General features: G+C 37.5%; 3 protein-coding genes. 2 read left to right on the top strand and 1 reads right to left on the bottom strand.

What is annotated here, in order from left to right:
- A partial coding sequence (locus BAZSYMA_RS02895) for a peptidyl-prolyl cis-trans isomerase (RefSeq protein ID WP_143243077.1) occupies positions 1-1,564 on the top strand: 1,564 nt, incomplete at its 5' end.
- 65 nt (positions 1,565-1,629) lie between these two features.
- Here the strand turns inward: BAZSYMA_RS02895 and BAZSYMA_RS02890 are convergent.
- Entirely contained in the window at positions 1,630-2,412 is a 783-nt protein-coding gene (locus tag BAZSYMA_RS02890) for an enoyl-ACP reductase FabI (protein WP_090715458.1), read from the bottom strand.
- A gap of 61 nt (positions 2,413-2,473) precedes the next feature.
- On the opposite strand from BAZSYMA_RS02890, the gene BAZSYMA_RS02885 reads away from it, so the two are divergent.
- On the top strand, positions 2,474-3,369 hold an 896-nt coding region (locus BAZSYMA_RS02885; RefSeq protein ID WP_143243076.1), incomplete at its 3' end, for an MFS transporter.

Below are 3,369 nucleotides of genomic sequence, written 5' to 3'. Positions count from 1 at the left end.
ACGCGTGTTAGCGCAATTGGCAGATGAATCGGATTATGCAACAACACAGCGTGAATTGCAGATGCTCATTCAATCAAACGATGTATTTAAAGTCGAAGGTAAGTTTTCTATAGATAGGTACAAAGATTTGCTTAGATTAAATGGTATTTCAGATGTTGAATATGAGCGCATACAAACAGAAGGATTGACGCAAAATCAAATCAAGCGCAATTTCTCAGACTCTGCATTTTTGACGCCATCAGCACTAAAGCGTATACAGTCGTTGAATGACCAAGAGCGCAAGTTTAGTCATATTATGCTTAATACAAAAAATTATATCGATGAAGTGAAAGTTAACCCTGAGAGTGTTAAGGAATTTTTCGATGAAAACAAACAAGTTTTTCTTGAGCCACAAAAAGTAAAAGTTGATTTTGTTGAATTATCAACTAAAGAAATTGCTAAAAGTATTAAAGTGAACGATGATGATTTGTCTAATCTTTATGAAGATGAACAGGCACGCTTTAGCACGGAAGAAGAACGCAAAGCGCAGCATATTTTGGTTGAGTCTGAAGGATTAGCAAATACGATTATCACACAGTTAAAACAAGGTGAGTCTTTTGCTGAGTTGGCTGCTAAACATTCTCAAGATACAGGCTCAAAAGACAGTGGCGGTGATTTGGGATTTTTTGCTATGGGTGCGATGGTACCTGAGTTTGAAGCTAAGGTATTTGCTATGAAAGAGGGTGAAGTCAGTAGTCCAGTCAAAACTGATTTTGGTTATCATATTATTAAGTTAAATAAGATTAAAGCAAGTGAGGTTAAATCTTTTGAGTCGCTACGCAGTGAGTTAACCAAACTTTACACTGAGCGTGAAGTGCAGAAATCTATTTACAAACTCACAGAGCAATTAAGTAATTTGTCATACGAGGAAGATTTGGAAGCAGTAGCCAATCAAATGGATTTAGAGCTTAGAACTTCTGAGTTTTTTACTCAAGACACAAAAGAACATGATGCTAAATTTGTAGCAGCAGCTTATAGTGATGAAGTCTTGAACAAAGGCGAGAGCTCTAAATTGATTGAATTGTCTAAAGATAAGTTTGTGGTATTAAGGATTAATGAAAGAAATCCTCAAAGAGAAAAGACATTTGATGAAGTTAAAGTTGAGATTGCTAAACATTTATCTGGACTATTAGCTAAGACTTTTATTGATAATGTTGCCGATAAAATTACCGCTTTACTGAGTAAGGGCGATACGACTACCGTTCAAAAATTAATGGAAAAATATCAACTTACATGGAAGGATGTTGGTTGGGTTAAAAGATCCTCAAGGGAAGAAAATACTGGGATTATTAATATCGTATTCTCCTTGCCGAAGCCAAATGATGGTGTGATTTATGATGCACAAAGTCTGAATGCAGAGCAATCCATTGTGTTGAAGTTATCAGCAATCAGAGTATCTAATAATGTACCAAATAATGCATTGTCAAGCGTCATACTTGGTTTTGAGTCTGAAGCGTTTTTTAATAGCATTTTGAAAACACTACACAAAGATATTGATATTAAAATATTCTCAGACCGATTATAAAAAAACAGGCTGAAACCTTCAATAAAAAGCCCCGCAATGCGGGGCTTTTTATTGGCTTCAAACTATCAATCAGGACCTTTGTCGTAAAAGTTATACCCTGAGTCAATGTAGGTAATTTCACCGGTAATACCTGATGCTAAATCTGAACATAAGAATGCAGCAGCATTACCCACTTCTTCAATTGTTACATTGCGTTTGAGCGCCGATGAGTTGGCCACATGATCCAGTAATTTACTAAAATTTTTGATACCAGACGCCGCTAAAGTTTTGATTGGGCCTGCTGATACCGCATTCACACGAATGCCTTTTTCAGGGCCCATTGCCGCTGCCATATAGCGTACATTTGCTTCAAGTGAAGCCTTAGCAACACCCATCACATTGTAGTTAGGAATGGCACGAATGGCACCCAAGTAACTTACCGTCAATAGTGCAGCGTTTTTATTTAGCATGGATTTTGAGCCTTTTGCCAGTGCAGTAAAACTGTAAGAACTGATGTCATGGGCAGTAGCAAAGTTTTCACGAGTAGTGGCATCAATATAGTTGCCATCTAATGCTTCACGCGGTGCAAAAGCCACTGAATGCACTAAAATGTCAAAGTTATCCCAATGATTTTTTAACGCTTTAAAGGTTTGCTCGATGCCTTTATCACTAGCAACATCACACTCTATTACAATATTTGAATTGCAAACCGCAGCACATTTATCAACCCGCTTTTTAAGTTTTTCATTTTGATAGGTGAGTGCAATTTCACAACCTTGTTTTGCCATAGCCTCGGCAATACCCCACGCAATTGAGCGGTTAGAAGCAACACCAACCACCAATGCTTTTTTTCCATCTAAAAATCCCATAATATTCTCACTATATTAAAATAGACAAATTATAATGGGAAAATTCATCTAAATAACTGCTATGTTAAATATTTCACTTTCACTAACAAAATCCTTAGCTGTAGTGCTGAGTGTTTTATTGACACCGATTAGAGCGCTGCGATTGCGCTATGTACCACTCTTGTTGGTGTATTTTGCTTACGGGAGTGGTATTTTTACCGCTATTGCTGAGGTTTTTTGGGTGAAAGACTCGCTGGATATGAGTGTAGCAGATTTGGCGGAGTTGGGTATATGGCTCACTGTGCCATGGACGGTGAAAATGATTTTCGGTTCATTGGTTGATAGCGTGTTGATTTTTGGCTCTAACCGCAAATCTTATGTTTATATGGGTGCATTGCTAATTACCATCAGTTTTTTAATGATGATTGCGGTGGTGGGTGATTATTCAATTGTTGCAGCGTTTTCTAAAAAAAGTGTTTATATTTTTGCCAGCGTGATTGCTGTTATCGGTTTTGTTATGCAAGATGTGGTGGCAGATACGATGAGTACTGAGGTGGTAGACAAGAGTCAGTCTAAAGAAGAAATTCATCAAGAATTGGCAAGTATTCAAGTATTGGCGCGTTTGTCGTTAGGTTTTGCAATTTTTATTACAGGTTGGATTGGTGGTGAGCTAGCAGATGTTTTTAAAGAGGAGCGTGAAGTGATTTTTATGATTGCGCTATTGACGCCTTTGTTGTCAATTCTTGGGGTGAGTTTGGTACACCTTAACCCTGTGCCAGTATCTAAGATTAACAAACATGTGTTATTTGGTGGCTTGGCTTTTGCGTTCTTTGTTGTGATTATGGGTTATGCACAAGTGCCTTATGCACAAGAGATTGTATTTGTGTTTTCCCTTGGTATTGTATTGACTTTACTCAATGGTTTGATTGGTGATTTAAGTGAAAATGCGATTCGCCATATTAAGATGGCAATGATTGT

It is taken from the genome of Bathymodiolus azoricus thioautotrophic gill symbiont, from assembly GCF_001298715.1.
In the GTDB taxonomy this organism is placed as follows: Bacteria; Pseudomonadota; Gammaproteobacteria; order PS1; family Pseudothioglobaceae; genus Thiodubiliella.
The sequence above is the reverse complement of the archived record's forward strand: the minus strand, read 5'-3'. Positions and strand labels throughout refer to the sequence as shown.